Raw genomic sequence first — 16194 nt, forward strand, 5'->3', positions numbered from 1 at the left:
ACATTAGCGATTCACCACCGCAATAAACCAGACCCAAAGTGCTTCCCAGCCTACAGTCAGCAAAAGCACTCCAAAGAACAGTAGCAAAACTCCGGCAGCCAATTTCAGACCAAAGGAGCGAATTGGCTGAAGCTCCAAATCGATGCTATTAGGATCTTTATGGAGCCTTCCTGGATCAACCTCTGTTGGATTCCAAAAGACTTCATAGGCATTGAGGGCTCTATCTTCACCAGTTCTCAGTAGCTGTCGTGTAAAGCGACATAGAAGTGAGCCTGGGTTTTTTAAGGAATCATGCGCGCCCTCGGATAGATAAAGCTCTCCAGGGCCAGCAGCCTCTGCCATGAACGAGGCTAGCTGGATCGAGCGCTCCTCCTCCCTGAATCCAGTGAATGGGTTAATCAGAGCAACAATCCCAATCGAGGCCAAACATATAGGGTCTGAATGATTTTTTGCATTCAACGCATCTGCCTCTATTTGAATGGCCATAGCTGCTTGAGCTGCGAAACTGATTTGCTCAAATGAATAAATGATTTTTCCGCGAGACTCTTCAAATGGTGCACCGCGAAAATCTTTACAAATTCTTGAAATCAAAAGAAGTAGCTTCTCGCGAATGGCTTGATGAGATGATTCATCCGTTGACTCTATATCACTCCTAGGAATGATTTGTATATGAAAGGCACTTAAAAAGTTACTCATCAGAAGAATGGAGATAAGTAGCGAATAAAGATGAGAACAATAGCCAGCACGATAATCATCACTGCTGCCGCTCCAAGATCTTTGATCTTTTTAATCTCAGGGTGCTCTTCCAAGGTAATGAGATCACAGATCTTTTCAATAGCTGTATTAAGAGCTTCAACCGCCAGCAAAACCAGGGATAGAACAGCTATTAATACGGTATATACATTTGGGCGATAACAAAAAAATCCGATAGCAATCACCGCAAGAATTAACTCTCTACGGGCCGCTTTTTGAAGGATGAGCTCTTTGGCACCATCAATTGCATTAATAGTTGCATGAATAATATTTCGCTTTTTTTGCATTACTATCAATTTTATTAGGAATATAAGCTATTTTATTAGCCTATTGAGTCCAAATCTCCGTTCGGTTACGGCCTTTAGACTTAGCCGCATACATGGCTTGGTCAGCCTTGGCATAAAAAGCCCTTAAAACCAGACTGGACTTGGTCTCCTCATCCTCTTTAGGACTAAAACTGGCAACCCCAATGCTGATCGATATATAGATCTCTTTGCCGGCCACATGAGCCGAAGGGGTGGAGGCCACCCTTTTTCGTAGGCGCTCAGCCGCCTCAAAAGCACTACCAAGATCATTGCCTGGCAAAACAACGAAGAATTCCTCGCCCCCTACACGCCCGAAGATATCAATAACACGGAGCTCTTTCTGACAGTGCTTTACAAGATTTGTCAGAACTATGTCGCCTAGCGGATGGCCATACTCATCATTGATATTTTTAAAGTGATCAATATCCAGCATGAGAAAAGCTACCGACTCCCCATTGCGCAAAGATCTCTCAATCTCCAATTCTGCTTGATGGAAAGTTTCTAATCGACTTAAGGCTTGAGTTAATGAATCCGTCTTTGATATGTGATCAAGCAGGAAATTCTTTTCCTCTAACTCTAAAATAATTTTTTTGATTTGCATTAGCCCGATAAAAAGCAGTACTGAAATAAAAAAGGCCAAGACTGCGTCTGAGGGGTTGTAGTAGCCATCTAGATAAAAATGCAGAAGAGGAGTAATCCGCCTTCCTATCATCAAACCAAAACCGAGAGCTAATGCACCGCTAGCAAGACGATACGCTTTTGATTTAAAAAATATCTTGAGCGCAAAAATTGTTGCAAAAACTTGCGAAAGTAATGCCAAATAATATGCGCCGAGCGCAATCAATTTAATCATCACCGTTAATGCACATCTAATATCTTTTGTAGCTCATTTCCATTTTCAAGCAACTTGAATGCAGCTTCGACAACTTTTGTATCTAGCTTTGTACCTGCCTCAGCTTGAATTTCATCCATTGCTGAATTCAATCCCTTGGCGGGGCGATAGGGTCTATGACTTGCCATTGCTTCGATCGTATCGGCTACGGCCAACACCCTTCCCTCTTGACTGATCTGCTCATCTTTCAAGCCCAGCGGATAACCGCTGCCATCTAAACGCTCATGATGCTGGCGCACCATATCGGCGATTGGCCAGGGAAATGGAATATCTTTCAGAATTTGATAGCCGGCCTCTACGTGCCCTTGCACCATTTTCATCTCAAGGTCAGTCAATCGCGAGGGCTTAGTCAAAATTTCTGATGGTACTGCCATCTTGCCAATGTCATGCACCATTGCTGCCATATAGATAGCCTGAATACGCTCATTGTCCCAACCTAATTGACTACCGATAGCCATCGCAATACTAGCCACCCTCTTTTGATGACCAGCGGTATAGGGATCGCGCCACTCCATGGTTTTGGACATAGCCTCAATAGTTGCACGTAATGCAGTTGCCAGGCGCTCTTGCGTTAATTCTTTTTCATGAATTTGATCATCTAACTTATGTTGACGTTCAATAGAGCGAAGTCCAAACCCAATTTCTTTAGCAAGACTTTCAAATAACTGAATTTCCGAGGATCCAAAAGTATTGGGAGCTTTTGAATACACTATTAGAGCTCCAAAAGGAGTGCCGTCAACACCATCAGGAATTGGGCACCCAATTACAGACCGAATACCAAATTTTTTGGCTCGTTCGCGCCATGCTACAAAACCAGGATCTATTTCACCATCTTCTACTACATACGTTTTATTAGCGCGAATAGATCTGCCAGCAGGGCCGCTTCCGGTAACTTCATTCTCTGACCAACTGACTACAATGTTTTCTATATAACCCATTGCAGAACCCGCAGATCCTGCAACCTTAACTGTTTTAAAAACATCATGCTCAGCCTGCCCTACCCAAGCAAGGACATATGGGCCTTGTGATGCAATTGCTTGACACACTTCTTGAATCAATAGCTCAGTAGAGTTTGCACGTGCCAACGCAGCAGCAGCATCCGAAAGCGCAGACAAAGCCCAGCCTCGCTTCTCTAGCTCTTGTTGAATAGCCTCTTGGGGTAATGTTACTGGCGCACCGAATGGCTTTGTTTTCATGCCTTGATTATGTATCTAAAAGCTATAAAAACCTTGCTATTAACAATAAATAAGCAGACTATCAAAAGACAAAATCATCATTAAGGGTCTATGAAAGACGATATTGAGAAAATTTACTCAAAGCTCATCAGCCTTGAAACTGAAGTTAGTAATCTACGACAGGGTTACATTACTGTAAATGCCCGTTATGCAGAAGCGTTGGGCACCTTAAAGGTCCTTACTTCAAGCGCGCTTGAGGCCGCCAAGAGAGCTGCTATATCTGCTGAAAAAGCTTCCCTCTCCGCCAAAAATTGCGCAACTGCGGCCAAGCTAGCCGCATCAGAAGCATTAGTAGCTGCCGCAGAGGCCGCTGCTAATGCCGCTGCTGCCTCTGCCGAAGCCGCCATTGAAGCTGCCGCTGCCGCCTCCGCAGCTGCCGCAGCTGCTGCTGCCGCCGTTGCTCATCAAGCTGAGGAGTCCTCAATTTTGGCCTCAGCCGAAGCAGCGGAAGCTACTAAGCGCGCAGCCATGGCCGCCGCCGAAGCCGTGAAAATGTCTAACCTTGCCGCTGAATCGGCTAGATCAGCCAGAAATAAAAAATAAGAGCGAAAGAGATAGGGGCGACGGAAAGAAAAAAGCTCCCATTGAGGAGCTTTTTTACTTTAATACTGTGGGGCGAACGACGGGGCTCGAACCCGCGACAACCAGAATCACAATCTGGGACTCTACCAACTGAGCTACGTCCGCCACTGAAGACCTAGATTATAGCTTTTTGCTCAAAAACCTGTCAAAAACACCCCTTCAAGGCCTGTTCCTAGGCACTTTCGAACTCAAAAGCTGCCCAATCCCCAAGACACAGGCTTGCATCTATAAAGAAATCCAAGATGGCGGCTTTGCTCTGAACTTTGGCCAAAGCGTGATGATCTGAGAGACGCTGACGCCAATACCGCGATCCCGCTCTGCCATGAGCCAAGCCGAGGATATGCCTAGTAAAAGCGCCGATATAAAAAGGTTTGCCTTTGGCTTGGCACTCATCAAACCAAGCTTGAACTTGCTTGACTAAGGCAATTTGAATGCGATGCCACTCGGTTTCGCTAAATAGGTAGCCAGCTGCGTCACCATCCGTATTAATCATGTCATCCCAGCCTAAAAGTAGCGCCGGAAAATGATAGGCAGCCCTGCCGACCATAAAACCATCAAAGTCATTCCAGTGACCCGCAATTTGCTCATTGGTTTCGAGGCCACCATTAAGCAATACTTTGAGATTCGGAAATTGCTTTTGTACATCCAATCTCAGTTTGGCAGCTACCTCATAACGCAGTGGTGGTTTGCTGCGATTCTCTTTGGGTGATAAGCCTTTGAGCACCGCATTACGCGCATGAATTGTTACCTGACTTGCGCCTGCTTCGGCAACAGCAAGAATAAAGTTCAGCGCAAATTGGTAATCAGCTTCAGAATTGGCAGCATCCATTGAATCCAAACCTAAGCGATGCTTTACAGAGATTGGAATATCAACTGAGCCCTTCATGGAGCGTACACAGTCTGCAACTAAATTAGGCTCAGCCATTAAGCAAGCACCAAAGGCACCACGTTGCACCCGCTCTGAGGGGCAACCGCAGTTAAGGTCGATTTCATCGTAGCCCCACTGCTGCGCTAGTTCGGCAGACTTTGCTAAGTCGCTGGGCTCTGAACCACCCAATTGCAAAACGACAGGATGTTGCTCTTGTGAATAATCTAAATGACGAGGCACATCCCCATGCATGAGCGCGCCAGAAGTGACCATCTCCGTATAAAGAACAGCCTCCTTAGTAAGCGTGCGATGAAAAGAACGGCAATGGCGATCAGTCCACTCCATCATGGGCGCTACGGCAAGCCTTTTCTTTGTTTGAATTTCCACGGACACTTTTTATCAATAATTTATTACTGATTATTTTAGTTTGTTTTGGTTTAGGGGCAAATTAAACTTTCAGGATAATGGTAATCGCCCTAGATGTTATGTATCGCAGTGAAGTTTTTCTATTTCTAAGAAATGACTTTCCTCTAACTCGAAAGCATCAACAATAACTGGATCAAACTGGAGTCCCCTTAAAGAAAGAATTTCTTTAATTGCGAGTTCATATATCCACTTCTCCTTGTAGACCCTCTTACTGACCAAGGCATCGTATACATCTGCAATTGCCATAATTCTTGCTGCCAATGGTATGGCTTCTTCGCTCAATCCTTTTGGGTAACCAGTACCGTCCCAATGCTCATGATGGCCTCCTGCAATTTTAATAGCCACCCCAATCACCTGATTGGTTCTTACAGACTGAAGATGGGCGGCGGACAAGACATTCACACCAATTGTGGTATGAGTTTTCATCACCATCCACTCATCATCTGTCAATTTCCCGTTTTTTTTGCAGAATAGTATCCGGAATTCCAACCTTACCCAGATCATGAAGTGGAGCTGCATTGAACATTAGCTCGATAGTTTCTCTATTGATTTGATCTGGATATTTTCCCATCTCAAATAATCTAGTGGCAATAGCCCTAACATAATGCTGAGTTCTAATTACGTGATTGCCAGTTTCATTATCTCGAGCAAGAGACAATGCATTTAAGCTAGTCAGCATTTGGTATTCTGTTTGATGTGTTTCTTTAATGCTTGCCTCAAGTTCAGCAGATCTTTTGGCCTTCTCAAAATTCGCAATGACCAACTCATCAACCCGTTTAGTTTTTTCCTCATTAGCTATAACAAGCTCATCTGCACGCTTCACTTTTTCTTCGTTCTGATATAGCAATTCTTCATTAGCAACGACTAACTCATGCACCCGCTTAGCCTTCTCTTCACTTGCCAAGACTAGTTCGGCCGCGCGCTTTGCTTTTTCTTCATTTTGATGAAGCAACTCTTCATTAGCAACCACAAGTTCAGCTGCACGCTTTGCCTTTTCCTCATTTTGAAAGATTAGCTCTTTTAATCTTTTTTCTTTCTCATTATTTTGGTATGTCAATTCTTCATTAGCAATAACAAGTTCAGCTGCACGCTTTACTTTTTCTTCATTTTGAAAAATTAACTCGTTATTAACATCAATGAGAGCCTGAGCCTCTTTCTTTTGCGTTGTAATGTCGCGAATAATTTTAGAGAATCCAATAACTTTGCCATCCAAACTCATTACTGGGCAGGCTTTAATTGATACCGCTATGTGATGACCGCCTTTACCAACCCTCTCCGTTTCTAACTGATTAACCGTAACACCCTTAAGCATCTTTTTTAAAATATTGTCTTCTTCGTCCAATCTATTAGCGGGCATCAGAAATGCCATCGTTTGACCAATTACTTCTTGGGGAGTATAGGAAAAGATTTTTTCAGCCCCCGGGTTCCAACTAGTAATTGTTCCCTGTAGGTCCAATCCAAGAATTCCATCATCGGAACTATTAACGATCGCCAATAATCTTGAAATAGCGTCTCGCCCAAGAGCCTCTTGTGAGGGATCTATGGAAATTGTTGATGAGAGATCTGTGGTCATAAATTTATATTTGAATGAACTAGCACACAAATATATAAATACGTTTTAGGGGTGTCTGTGCGCTATCAGACTAACTGAATATGCCCAATACCTCTTTTGATCAAAAGATGACGTCATTAAATACTATTTGGGTGATAAAAGGGGTCTTTGCCTCACAACAATCGACCCGTCTTTTGAAATAAATAAGGGCAACCGAAGCCGCCCTTACTCTAGATGCTCTGAATAGTTAGCCTAATTAGATAGCTTCGCCTCTAACTCAACCGCAAGATCTAAAGCGCCCATATAACCGGACTTCAGATGATTCGGTAGATCTGGATCACCCACCATTGCGCCTAAGGTTTCAACCAAGCTAAATACCAAGCCTTTAGCTGCGCCAGCGGCAATCGTATTGTTCGCCACAGCTTCATCAATATGATTTACTGCATCTAGAAAATAATCATGTCCAGGGAGTCCATCTGGACCTAAGGGCTCTTGAGTTTCTTTCATTTTCAATTTCCTTGATTCGTTTTTTAAATCATTTGATCTACTTTGTAGAAAAACTTGCGTGCATAAGCAAGAATTTCTTTATCAGTAGGATGATCAACCGTTTCTACGCCAACAATTTTTTCTGCGATATTGGCATCATGCTTGTGCGCGTGCTTGATGAGCTCTAATTTTGCTGAACCTGGACCAAGAATCAAAATTTCTTTGGATTCATTCACGGCATTGATGACTGAATGCAAATACTTGGAATCTAAAGCGACTTTGCCACTACCGACCTCATTGGCTTTGTGATGCAGATGAGTGTGGGTGCTTTTGCTGCGAATCACTTCGGCTTCGCTAGCCTCCTCACTTAAGAACATGACGTGAGCTTCTTTATGGTCAATCCAAATTACTGCATGGTTTAGTGACATATGGTTCCTATTGTTGATAGTGGCTACCACTTCAGAATACTCCAGCAAAGGGCTAGTTTCATGTCAAAATTTGATTTAAAGCACAATAAAACCTACTTAATTACTATCCATACTGAAATCCCCTTGAATTGAGCCCCTTATGAGCAAACAATCACACCCCCTACTACCTATCCGACTAAGTACTTTTGCTATCTGTATATGCGGAACAGCTTTGAGCGGAATTGCTCTATTGATGGGTATTTTTGATTGGCCAGTCTTATTGGTTTTTGGATTGCTAACAATTGTAGGCATATACGACTGTACACAAACCAAGCATGCTATTTTGCGAAACTATCCCATTCTGGGGCATATGCGTTTTTTATTAGAATTTATTCGCCCAGAGATTAGGCAGTACTTTATTGAGGGTGATAACGATAAAACCCCCTTCTCCAGAGAGCAAAGAACTTTAGTCTATTCACGCTCGAAGGCAGTAGCCGATGAAATTCCCTTTGGCACTACTTTAGATGTAATGGCACCAGGCTACCAATGGATCAATCAATCATTAGCGCCCACCCACTTACCTAGCCATGATTTTCGAATAGAGATTGGCGGCAAGGATTGCAAACAAAAGTATTCAGCCAGTATTTTCAATATCTCCGCTATGAGCTTTGGGTCCTTGAGCGCTAATGCCATTCTTGCCTTAAACCTAGGCGCTAGAAAAGGTGGGTTTGCTCATGACACTGGTGAGGGCTCCATCTCCCATTACCATCGCGTTCATGGTGGAGACCTCATTTGGGAAATTGGCTCAGGTTATTTTGGCTGCCGCAATCCTGATGGCGGCTTTAACGCAGACAAGTTCAAAGAAAATGCCTTAGACCCTCAGGTCAAGATGATTGAAATCAAACTCAGCCAAGGAGCCAAGCCTGGACATGGCGGGATATTACCTGGACCCAAAGTCACTGCCGAGATTGCTGCCGCTCGCGGAGTTAAAGAAGGCGAAAGCTGTATTTCCCCATCCTCACATAGTGCATTTTCAACACCATTAGAGATGATGCACTTCATTCAAAAACTTCGTGATCTCTCGGGTGGAAAACCGGTTGGTTTTAAACTTTGCATAGGCCACCCCTGGGAATGGTTTGGCTTGGTAAAAGCTATGTTAGAAACTAATATTCATCCAGACTTTATCGTGGTTGATGGCTCTGAGGGTGGCACTGGAGCATCGCCAGTAGAGTTTACTAATCACGTTGGCACACCGCTACAAGATGGCTTGCGCCTGGTACACAATACCTTAATGGGGGTTAATTTACGCGACAAGATCAAGATTGGCTGCTCGGGCAAAGTCATTAGTGCTTTTGATATGGCTGTTACATTTGCACTGGGGGCAGACTGGTGCAATAGCGCTCGCGGCTTTATGTTCTCCATTGGCTGTATTCAAGCTCAAGTCTGCAACACCGGCTTTTGTCCAACTGGTGTTACCACCCAAGATCCGATCAGGCAGAAGGCCTTAGTTGTAACGGACAAATCTGAGCGTGTATTTAATTTTCATAATGAAACTCTGAAAACTTTAAAAGAACTGGTTGAGGCAGCCGGACTAAATCACCCAACTGAAATAGATGCCCATCATATTATTCGCCGCATTAGCAAAAATGAAGTGAGACTTCTCTCTTTCCTGCTGCCTGAGATGCCTGCTGGCCTACTACTCAAGGCTGAGCACATAGATCCGAGCCTGAATCTGCCGAGAGTATTTGAGCTGTATTGGCATCGATCCCAGGCCCAAAGCTTTTCTGCTCTGAAGACCTAGGTCTAAAGCATCTCTAAAGAAGAGTTTTATAGCGCCTTTTTACCTTCAGTTTTATGGCGATACATCTCTAGATCTACTTCATGCAGGATGTCTGAGACGGATCTGACTGTATCGCTATATGTAGCCATGCCAATACTTAAGCTAACTGGGTATCCGGATTCAATCATCGTCTGATCAACTGTTTTAACGATGTCGCCACACACCTGATGCATTTGTTGCTCATTTACCTTTGATGCAACAATCAAAAACTCATCGCCACCCAAGCGGAAAAACAAGACATCCTCAGACGAAAATTCCATCAGGGTATGTGCGATCTTTGTCAAAACTTGATCGCCTACCAAATGTCCTCGAACATCATTAATTTTTTTGAAGTCATTTACGTCAATCAGCGCAACAGAAAATACTTCCTGGGCCTCTTCTAGCCTTGCAATCGCCTGCTCTATCATGATTCGAGCCCAGCGCCTATTCCATAAGCCCGTTAATGAATCCGTATTTGCCAAAAGATTTACGCGCAATTGACTACGTCTAAGCGACCTTGCAAGCCACATGATTAATAGGGTTGCCAGAAATCGAATGGCGATATTCAATATTTCAATCTTCGTAAAATAAAGAGGGAAATACTCATCTCTAAAAAGAAAATAATTTTCAAAAATAGTGGTGATAATTAACGCAGCGATCACCACCTTCATTGACTTTGCATTTAAGGCAATGATTGCAGCAGGAAATAAGTAAAGCAGAACTAACCGGTAATCATCAGGCGATACGATGTCGAGAACTAAAATTAAAAGTAGTGAAGTAAATCCAAGCTGCACTGCTATTGTTGGTTTTATTCCAAATAGATTATCGATACCATTCACTTGAATCACTCTCGATCAACCCAAGTAAGTGAATTTGCAGCTACTGGTGTTAAGCGATAAACATAGGTCGATTTTGGAGACACCATAAATCCGCTGAGGTCGTAAAGAAAAGATCTTCTTCGGGCTACCAAATTAAGTCTAACCAACTTACTAAAGTCACGACTTAATTGTGGGCAGCGTGGATATTCATTGGAACGATAAAATACTTTTGCACCGGTTGCTTTTGCATATTCCACGATGAGGTCGGGGCTGCACTCCTCCAGGCTGGCTGGCTGGTGCCTCAATCGATTTAAAAGCCAGCGGTAACGAGGTTTAGACGTCATGGGTAACATGTTAGCTTAAGAGCTAATATCGTGCTAAGTTCTATGCTTTTTTAAGTGCCTAGGCCGATCCTAACGACCAAAATCAAGTGATGTAGAACTAAAGTACTAGGTCTTGAATGCTATTAAAGACTTTTTTTGACCCGTCAATTGGATCAATAAACTCTAATACTTTGGCCAGCAGCTGTAATGGTTTTGAAAAGTCCAAACTATATTCTTGGTAAGGCGTAAGTATGGGGTAGATCTGATCATTCTTTATTGGAATATTGAGGGCATTGAGATGGCAACGCAGTTGATGCTTTTTGCCACTACCCGGGGTAAGTTGATACTTAGCCCATGGCTTGTTTGTTGCTATGAGCTCAATCAAGGTATCTGAGTTTGGCTCACCCTCAACTTCTTGCATTTGCAGAAAATGTTCTGATTCTTGAATGCGGCTTTGATAAGTGATTGGAAGTTGTTTTTCTAATTCTTCAGAGTATGGTGCTATTGCTTCATACACCTTTTTGACTGCCCTATCTCTGAATAAATTTTGGTACTGAGCTCGTTCACTTGGGTTAACTGAAAAGATAACCAGTCCTGCAGTATCACGATCAATTCGATGTATCGGGCTGAGTGTTTGGATGCCTGTTTTTTTCTTGAGTCGATTTAATAGAGTTTGATGCAAGTAGAGTCCGCTTGGCGTTACCGGCAAGAAATGGGGTTTATCTGCAACCAGAATATGTTCATCTTGATAGAGGATCTGCTCTTCAAATGGAATCTCTGGTTCGCGAGCTAGTCGCCTGAAGTACAGCAAGTGAGTATTAGGTATATAGACGTCACTTGCATTAAGGGCATGGCCTTCTTGGTCGAGCACAAGCCCTTCATGAAAGCGATCGATCCACTCTACTTCGCTAATGTGCGGAAACTGGGCAATAAAAAATGCCAGCAAATTCAGATGAGATTGATCTGCAGGCAAATACACCCGCGATGCTGAGACTCCTTCTGAATTAACTTGTGTGCTCATAGCGCCCCATAGATAGGAGCCCTATTTTATGCTTTTCCCTGAGTGTTATTGGCGTCGCTTTATTTGGCCTGACCAAATACTGGGTCGCGCTTTTCTAGGAAGGCGGTAATACCCTCTCGGTAATCACTTCCCATATACACATTCTTACGCAAGGATTGTAGGTGCTCAAATACGGCGGGGTTCATGACTGCAGCATCAGAGAGCATTTGCGCTTGGGCTTTGAGCACAGAGTTAGCCTGGGGTGAACGCGAAGCAATAGTTCGAGCCATTTGGTAAGTTTTTAGCTCTAATTCACCAGAGACGTAGAGATGATTCAGGATGCCAATCTGTAAGGCCCGATCAGCGCCAATAGGATCAGCAGTCAGGAACATCTCTTTGACGACATTCAAGGGCATTCGTGACATGAAATGCAAAATTCCGCTCGCGGTATAGGGGAGCCCTAACTTGGCCGGTGTAATTGCAAAGGTGGAGTCATGATCGCCAATAGCAATATCGCAACTCATGATCAAATCAGTTGAAGCACCCCATACCGAACCATCTACCATGGCTATCACCGGCGCTCTAAAGGCTCTGATGGATTGCAGCAAAACCATGACAGGGTCATCAGCGGGTAAGGGATCCCGCTCTGATCTAGGCAATTCCATCACATCATGGCCTGCAGACCACACCTTATTCTTTTGGTCCGATCTCAAAACCAAGACCCGCACATCTTGCTTGCCAAACTCCTCCAAAGCATGATGCATCTCTTCTATCAAGCACTCACTTAATGCATTACGCTTTTCGTAGTGATTAAACCGAATTGTGGCGATTAAATCAGCCTGCTCTGTTTTGATGTATTGATAGTTCAAGATGCTGTCTCTGAGTTGATATTTACGTCTTGTTAAGCTGCAATCAAAATATCGCCTAACTCCATCTTTTCCCACCAGATAAAGGGTAAAAGATAGACTGGCTCGCCAGCATCCTGAAGAATTTCCAGTGCCCCATCATTGGTCTTGTTAGCCTCATACTTTCCAGGGTTTAGAGGTCTACAGCCATTATCGGTACCATCATTACGACGCATTCTGGCGATGATATTTCGAGTGATATAGACGACCATATTTCCTCCTGGCTATTGACCAACTAAATATAGGCTGGCTCATAACTCCAACTTATCCCTCCTGAAATGGGGATAAGTTACTAAATGCCCTGTTTTTGACATGTTCTGCCCAAATCTGGGCACGCCTCACCTTTACGCACCCATCTTGTGCGCCGCAATAATGCACCCTTGTGGTGAACTTATAGACTTTGAGTCATGTCTATACACGCCGCCCTACACCACGTCACCGAATATATATATGACCGCCCAGTCAAACTGGGGCCGCAGGTAATTCGTCTGCGACCGGCACCTCACTGCCGCAGTCACATTCTTTCTTACTCTCTCAAGATTGAGCCTGAGGGTCATTTCATTAACTGGCAACAAGACCCGTTTTCAAACTATCAAGCGCGTTTGGTTTTTCCTGAACCAACGACACGCTTTAAAGTAACGGTCGATCTTGTTACGGAGATGGCCGTATACAACCCATTTGATTTCTTTTTAGAGCCAGATGCTGAAGACTACCCCTTTACCTACGGCCAAGATCTGAAGAAAGAGTTGCGCCCTTACCTAGGTAAAAAGCGAAATGACGGCATCAACAAATACTTTAAAACGGTTGATCGCAGCAAGATGCGCACTATCGATTTTTTGGTTGCGCTCAATCAAAAAGTTCACAAGGATATTAGCTACACCATTCGAATGGAGCCTGGAGTACAGACCCCAGATGAGACTTTAAAACTTCGCAGTGGTTCTTGTCGTGATTCTGCTTGGTTAATGGTGAATCTCTTGCGTCTTTGCGGACTCGCGTCGCGCTTTGTTTCAGGCTATCTCATACAGCTCAAGCCAGATGTCAAGGCACTTGATGGACCAAGCGGAACAGAGGTAGATTTCACCGACTTGCACGCCTGGTGTGAGGTGTATTTGCCAGGTGCAGGATGGATTGGTTTGGACCCGACTTCCGGCCTATTTGCTGGCGAAGGCCATATTCCTGTTGCCTGCACCCCTGAACCTTCAGGTGCAGCCCCGATTGAAGGTGGTGTTGACGAATGTGAAGTGCAATTTGCTCACTCCATGGAGGTTACTCGCATTTATGAAGCGCCCCGAGTAACCAAACCGTACACCGAAGAACAGTGGCAAGCGATTGTCGATCTGGGTCATCAAGTTGATAAGCAATTGGTTGCGGGCGACGTTCGCTTGACCATGGGTGGTGAGCCTACTTTTGTATCCGTTAATGGACGTGATGAACGTGAATGGAATGTAGATGCATTAGGGCCAACGAAGCGAGGTTACGCAACCGATTTAGTAGAAAAACTTCGCAAAGAATATGGCGATGGTGGCTTCCTTCATTTTGGTCAAGGCAAATGGTATCCAGGAGAACAACTCCCTCGTTGGGCTTTGTCAATCTACTGGAGGGCTGATGGACAGCCTATTTGGAAAAATCCCAAACTCTTCGCCGATGAACGTCACCCTACGAACTACACCAGTAAAGATGCTGAAAAATTTGTCTACACACTTTCCAAAAAATTAGGTTTAGCGGATAAATTTATCGAACCCGCTTATGAGGATGTTTTCTATTACCTCTGGCGGGAATCCAAGTTACCTGTCAACGTTGACCCCTTCAAATCAAACCTAGACGATGAGATGGAGCGCACTCGCTTAAAGCGGGTCTTCACGCAGAAATTAGATTCCGTGGTGGGCTACGTCCTCCCTATCGAAGCGAATGAAGGAAAGAACTATCTAGACACCGCTTGGAAAACGGGTCCCTGGGAATATCGTGATGATCGTCTCTATCTGCTACCAGGTGACTCCCCCATGGGCTATCGACTCCCCCTGGAGTCCCTACCCTGGGTTAGTAAAGCCGACTACCCTTATCTCATTGAGCAAGATCCATTTGCTCCCAGGCCGCCTTTAAATAGTCAAGCGTCAATTGTTCACCAACAACAACCCGCTCGTAAAGAATTTCCAGCGTCTGGCAAAACGATTTGGAGTCAGTCGCAAGAAGTAAGACATCCAAAACGTCAAGAATCAGCTGCATGGGTTACCAGAACAGCGATGTGCGTAGAAGCACGTGATCCAATGCGCTCCAATGGACCTAAGGCTGAGAATGAGCATGGCGGTAAGTCAGGCGTGCTATATGTCTTCATGCCCCCACTCGCTCGTCTTGAAGACTATCTCAATTTACTGGAGGCGGTAGAAGCAACTGCTGAAGAACTTCAGTTTCAAATTGTGCTGGAGGGATATACCCCACCACGCGACCCACGCTTGAAGTTATTACAGGTGACACCAGATCCAGGCGTTATTGAAGTCAATATTCATCCAGCCCATAACTGGGGCGAATTGGTTGAGCATACGGAATTCTTATATCAAGCTGCTTTTGAATCTCGCCTTTCTGCTGAGAAATTTATGGCGGATGGCCGTCATACCGGTACAGGTGGTGGCAATCACTTTGTGATGGGTGGTGCAACGCCGATTGATAGTCCGTTCTTACGCAAACCTGAGCTCTTGGCCAGCCTGATTTTGTATTGGCACAACCACCCGAGCTTGAGCTATCTCTTTAGCGGCATGTTTATTGGACCAACCAGTCAAGCACCTCGCGTGGATGAAGCACGCAATGACCAAATCTACGAATTAGAAATCGCGCTGAAAGAAATTCGTGAGAATCGCAAGAAGTTTGGCCAAAGCATGCCGCCATGGCTGGTCGATAGAACCCTACGCAATATCCTGATTGATGTCACTGGCAACACCCATCGCAGTGAGTTCTGTATTGATAAGATGTATTCACCAGATAGTCAAACGGGTCGCTTAGGCTTACTAGAATTACGTGCTTTTGAAATGCCTCCACATGCGCATATGAGCATTGTTCAGCAATTACTCATTCGCGCCTTGATAGCTCGCTTCTGGGATAAGCCTTATGAGGCACCAATGACGCGCTGGGGAACTGAACTCCATGACCGCTGCCTCTTGCCAACATTTATCAAAATGGACTTTGATGATGTCATTCAAGAGATGCAAAAGCACGGCTACGACTTTAAGCCGGAGTGGTTTGCACCTCACCTTGAGTTCCGCTTCCCGCTCATTGGACAATTGCAAACTATGGGTACAGAAATTACCTTACGCAATGCACTTGAACCATGGCACGTTATGGGCGAGGAAAATGCTGCAGGCGGTACTGCACGCTATGTTGACTCCTCATTAGAGAGAATTGAATTACGTGTTACCGGCTTAAATCAAAGCCGCTACACCATTACCTGTAATGGCGAGCCTTTGCCGCTACAACCAACAGGAGTTGCGGGAGAGTATGTAGCAGGCGTTCGTTATAAGGCTTGGAATCCTCCATCTAGCCTGCACCCTAGTATTGGCATTCATGTTCCATTGATTTTTGATGTGATCGATACCTGGAATAAACGCTCCGTGGGGGGCTGCCAGTATCACGTTGCCCATCCTGGCGGCCGAAACTACGATAACTTCCCTATCAATGCCTATGAGGCAGAGAGTCGCCGTCTTTCTCGCTTCTTTAGGATGGGCCATACCCCAGGAACTATTGAAGGGGTTCAGGCGAATATTGACCTCCCGGCTAGCAAGGAATTTCCATTTACGCTGGATATGCGGCGGTGAGACAATAGTTTGTGGACAAC

17 protein-coding genes and 1 tRNA gene are annotated in these 16194 nt (G+C 44.6%); 3 read left to right on the forward strand and 15 right to left on the reverse strand.

The genetic code is table 11. The features are described from left to right. Positions 1-3: 3 nt before the first annotated feature. The 4 genes from ICN44_RS00695 to ICN44_RS00710 are packed head-to-tail and all read right to left on the reverse strand — an operon-like array spanning position 4 to position 3146. A complete protein-coding gene (locus ICN44_RS00695; RefSeq protein ID WP_216262042.1) occupies positions 4-696 on the reverse strand; it encodes a hypothetical protein in 693 nt (230 codons plus the stop codon). Beyond that, a complete protein-coding gene (locus tag ICN44_RS00700; RefSeq protein ID WP_215320065.1) occupies positions 696-1040 on the reverse strand; it encodes a diacylglycerol kinase in 345 nt (114 codons plus the stop codon). Before ICN44_RS00700 ends, ICN44_RS00695 begins: the two co-directional genes overlap by 1 nt. A 40-nt stretch (positions 1041-1080) precedes the next feature. Continuing rightward, positions 1081-1911 carry a GGDEF domain-containing protein gene (locus ICN44_RS00705; RefSeq protein ID WP_216262044.1) on the reverse strand — a complete coding sequence of 277 codons (831 nt, stop codon included), beginning with the start codon at positions 1909-1911 and terminating at the stop codon, positions 1081-1083. Positions 1912-1916: 5 nt separating this feature from the next. After that, a complete protein-coding gene (locus tag ICN44_RS00710; RefSeq protein ID WP_216262046.1) occupies positions 1917-3146 on the reverse strand; it encodes an HD domain-containing phosphohydrolase in 1230 nt (409 codons plus the stop codon). Positions 3147-3236: 90 nt separating this feature from the next. Here ICN44_RS00710 and ICN44_RS00715 point away from each other — a divergent pair, with 90 nt between their 5' ends. Then, positions 3237-3728 carry a hypothetical protein gene (locus ICN44_RS00715; protein WP_216262047.1) on the forward strand — a complete coding sequence of 164 codons (492 nt, stop codon included), beginning with the start codon at positions 3237-3239 and terminating at the stop codon, positions 3726-3728. Positions 3729-3796: 68 nt separating this feature from the next. Here the strand turns inward: ICN44_RS00715 and ICN44_RS00720 are convergent. The 6 genes from ICN44_RS00720 to ICN44_RS00745 all read right to left on the reverse strand — a co-directional run bounded on the left by ICN44_RS00720 (position 3797) and on the right by ICN44_RS00745 (position 7527). Next, positions 3797-3872, reverse strand: a tRNA-His gene (locus ICN44_RS00720). Positions 3873-3939: 67 nt separating this feature from the next. Continuing rightward, entirely contained in the window at positions 3940-5022 is a 1083-nt protein-coding gene (gene dusA / locus ICN44_RS00725) for a tRNA dihydrouridine(20/20a) synthase DusA (protein ID WP_370624846.1), read from the reverse strand. 96 nt (positions 5023-5118) lie between these two features. Then, positions 5119-5487 carry an HD-GYP domain-containing protein gene (locus tag ICN44_RS00730; protein ID WP_216262051.1) on the reverse strand — a complete coding sequence of 123 codons (369 nt, stop codon included), beginning with the start codon at positions 5485-5487 and terminating at the stop codon, positions 5119-5121. Positions 5488-5500: 13 nt separating this feature from the next. Further along, positions 5501-6634 carry a PAS domain S-box protein gene (locus tag ICN44_RS00735; RefSeq protein ID WP_216262053.1) on the reverse strand — a complete coding sequence of 378 codons (1134 nt, stop codon included), beginning with the start codon at positions 6632-6634 and terminating at the stop codon, positions 5501-5503. A 231-nt stretch (positions 6635-6865) separates the two neighbouring features. Next, the gene (locus ICN44_RS00740; protein ID WP_216262056.1) at positions 6866-7120 is read right to left on the reverse strand and encodes a hypothetical protein; all 255 of its coding nucleotides are present in this window, start codon (positions 7118-7120) and stop codon (positions 6866-6868) included. 23 nt (positions 7121-7143) lie between these two features. Next, the gene (locus tag ICN44_RS00745; protein ID WP_215320084.1) at positions 7144-7527 is read right to left on the reverse strand and encodes a translational machinery protein; all 384 of its coding nucleotides are present in this window, start codon (positions 7525-7527) and stop codon (positions 7144-7146) included. Between the two features lie 139 nt (positions 7528-7666). On the opposite strand from ICN44_RS00745, the gene ICN44_RS00750 reads away from it, so the two are divergent. After that, on the forward strand, positions 7667-9307 hold the full coding sequence (locus ICN44_RS00750; RefSeq protein WP_216262058.1) for an FMN-binding glutamate synthase family protein: 1641 nt from the start codon (positions 7667-7669) through the stop codon (positions 9305-9307). 26 nt (positions 9308-9333) lie between these two features. Here the strand turns inward: ICN44_RS00750 and ICN44_RS12385 are convergent, their stop codons facing one another. From ICN44_RS12385 to ICN44_RS00775, 5 genes are all read right to left on the reverse strand, one after another. Next, positions 9334-10173, reverse strand: a complete 840-nt coding sequence (locus ICN44_RS12385) for a GGDEF domain-containing protein (RefSeq protein ID WP_216262060.1) — start codon at positions 10171-10173, stop codon at positions 9334-9336. Then, positions 10170-10487 carry a hypothetical protein gene (locus ICN44_RS00760; RefSeq protein ID WP_216262063.1) on the reverse strand — a complete coding sequence of 106 codons (318 nt, stop codon included), beginning with the start codon at positions 10485-10487 and terminating at the stop codon, positions 10170-10172. Before ICN44_RS00760 ends, ICN44_RS12385 begins: the two co-directional genes overlap by 4 nt. A gap of 97 nt (positions 10488-10584) precedes the next feature. Next, entirely contained in the window at positions 10585-11487 is a 903-nt protein-coding gene (locus tag ICN44_RS00765) for a pseudouridine synthase (RefSeq protein ID WP_216262064.1), read from the reverse strand. A 59-nt stretch (positions 11488-11546) separates the two neighbouring features. Continuing rightward, the gene (scpB, locus tag ICN44_RS00770) at positions 11547-12335 is read right to left on the reverse strand and encodes a methylmalonyl-CoA decarboxylase (RefSeq protein WP_216262066.1); all 789 of its coding nucleotides are present in this window, start codon (positions 12333-12335) and stop codon (positions 11547-11549) included. Positions 12336-12367: 32 nt separating this feature from the next. Next, positions 12368-12583 (reverse strand): hypothetical protein, encoded by a 216-nt coding sequence (locus ICN44_RS00775; protein ID WP_215320092.1) that lies wholly within the window; start codon positions 12581-12583, stop codon positions 12368-12370. 195 nt (positions 12584-12778) lie between these two features. Here ICN44_RS00775 and ICN44_RS00780 point away from each other — a divergent pair, with 195 nt between their 5' ends. Further along, on the forward strand, positions 12779-16174 hold the full coding sequence (locus ICN44_RS00780; protein ID WP_216262068.1) for a DUF2126 domain-containing protein: 3396 nt from the start codon (positions 12779-12781) through the stop codon (positions 16172-16174). Positions 16175-16194: the final 20 nt, after the last annotated feature.

Source organism: Polynucleobacter sp. JS-Fieb-80-E5 (assembly GCF_018882015.1).
GTDB lineage: Bacteria > Pseudomonadota > Gammaproteobacteria > Burkholderiales > Burkholderiaceae > Polynucleobacter.